This is a genomic window from Streptomyces sp. SPB074 (assembly GCF_000154905.1).
GTDB lineage: Bacteria > Actinomycetota > Actinomycetes > Streptomycetales > Streptomycetaceae > Streptomyces.
Window position 1 is genome coordinate 6,103,809 of the sequence record NZ_GG770539.1, and the last position, 1,653, is coordinate 6,105,461.

Genomic DNA, 1,653 nt, shown 5'->3' on the forward strand with positions numbered 1-1,653 from the left:
GAGCGGCCCGCGCGGGGCGGAAACCGGCACCAACGGCCCGTGCGGACGGCTCAGGCGGCCGGGTGGAGGGTGCTCAGCGGGCGGCGCGGCGCCTTGAGGGGCCGCGAGCCGGGGCCGCCGACGTGCGAGAAGGGCTGGGTACGCCAGTCCAGGCCCTGCGGGAGCGTCAGGAGCACGCCGATCTCCTGCTCCTCGGCGCCGTCCTCGCCGGCCGGGCGGGCGCTCGCGGCGGCACGGCCCGTACCGGCGCAGACGGTGAGCCCGAAGGGGTTCCACGGCGAGGCGCACAGCGCGTGCTCCGGCAGGACGTCCTCGTCCACGAGCAGCGCGATGGGCTGGGCGCAGTCCGGGCACACGACCCGGTAGATCTCGAAGGTGTCGTACGCGTCGAACTCCTCGTCCTCGACGGGTTCGACGCCCTCCGGAGCCGGCGGCTCGGCGAGCCGGCGGCGGGCGGCACGGGCGCGGCTGGACCGCTTGGGATTCTGCATTCGGGTTTCTCCCCCTCGGGTGGGCCGACAAGGCACTGCGGCCTCGACCACAGCAAGCACTTCCCCCCGGCCCCGCCCGGTAATCGCGACACCTGTGCGGACACGGCTCCCCGAGTGTGGTATTCGTCACACGAGGGTGTGAAAGCGGGGGTGAGGAGGCGTTCGGGGGGGCGTACGGGGGCACGCGCGCCCGCGCTGTCCACGGTGCGAGACGCGCCGCCCACGCCTGTCCAGGTCCTGCCCCGGACGGTAGGTTCAGCGGCATGGAGGACCTTGACCGGCAGATCGTGCGCTTGCTCGTCGCGGACGGGCGGATGAGCTACACCGACTTGGGCAAGGCCACGGGCCTGTCCACCTCGGCGGTGCACCAGCGGGTGCGGCGGCTCGAACAGCGCGGCGTCATCCGGGGATACGCGGCCGTCGTGGACCCCGAGGCCGTCGGCCTCGCCATGACCGCCTTCATCTCCGTCAAGCCCTTCGACCCCTCGGCCCCCGACGACATCGCCGAACGCCTCGCGCCCGTCGAGGAGATCGAGGCGTGCCACAGCGTCGCGGGCGACGAGAACTACATCCTCAAGGTCCGCGTCGAAAGCCCCCACGACCTGGAGAACCTCCTCGCGCGGGTCCGCTCCCTGGCCGGGGTCTCCACCCGCACGACGGTCGTCCTCTCCACCCCGTACGAGTCCAGGCCCCCGCACATCTGACGTCTTCCGCCGCGGGGCCTCCGTCGCGGGTGGGCGGAACGGATGGGCCCTGGGACCCCGGTGAGCCGCGTCCCTGGAAGGCCCCGTCCTGGAGGGCCGCCCCGCCGCGCCCGCCCGCCACGCGCCACACTGTCCCCATGAACCGCACGACACCCCCGCCTCCCCCCACCGTCCTGCTCCGCGGTGGCGAGGTGCACAGCCCCGCCGACCCCTTCGCGACCGCCATGGTGGTCGAGCGCGGCCACGTCGCCTGGGTCGGCTCCGAAGGCGCGGCGGACGCCTTCGCGGACGGCGTGGACGAGGTCGTCCACCTCGAAGGCGCCCTCGTCACCCCGGCGTTCGTGGACGCGCACGTCCACGCGACCGGTACCGGACTCGCCCTCACCGGCCTCGACCTCAGCGGGGCGACGAGCCTGGAGGACGCGCTCGACCGCGTCGCGCCCACGCCCGCGCCCGCG

Annotated in this window: 3 protein-coding genes; 2 read left to right on the forward strand and 1 reads right to left on the reverse strand. The window is 74.4% G+C overall.

Annotated features, from left to right (window positions below):
* Positions 1-50: 50 nt before the first annotated feature.
* Complete coding sequence (locus tag SSBG_RS25895; RefSeq protein WP_008749011.1) at positions 51-491, reverse strand: hypothetical protein; 441 nt, start codon at positions 489-491, stop codon at positions 51-53.
* Positions 492-754: 263 nt separating this feature from the next.
* Here SSBG_RS25895 and SSBG_RS25900 point away from each other — a divergent pair, with 263 nt between their 5' ends.
* Positions 755-1,195 carry an Lrp/AsnC family transcriptional regulator gene (locus SSBG_RS25900; protein ID WP_008749012.1) on the forward strand — a complete coding sequence of 147 codons (441 nt, stop codon included), beginning with the start codon at positions 755-757 and terminating at the stop codon, positions 1,193-1,195.
* Between the two features lie 137 nt (positions 1,196-1,332).
* Positions 1,333-1,653 (forward strand): amidohydrolase family protein (locus tag SSBG_RS25905; protein ID WP_158677810.1); only part of this gene is annotated, 321 nt, incomplete at its 3' end.

Excerpts from the sequence above, each read along its gene's own strand:
- SSBG_RS25895 (WP_008749011.1), bottom strand. The coding sequence starts at position 491 with ATGCAGAATCCCAAGCGGTCCAGCCGCGCCCGTGCCGCCCGCCGCCGG.
- SSBG_RS25900 (WP_008749012.1), top strand. The coding sequence starts at position 755 with ATGGAGGACCTTGACCGGCAGATCGTGCGCTTGCTCGTCGCGGACGGG.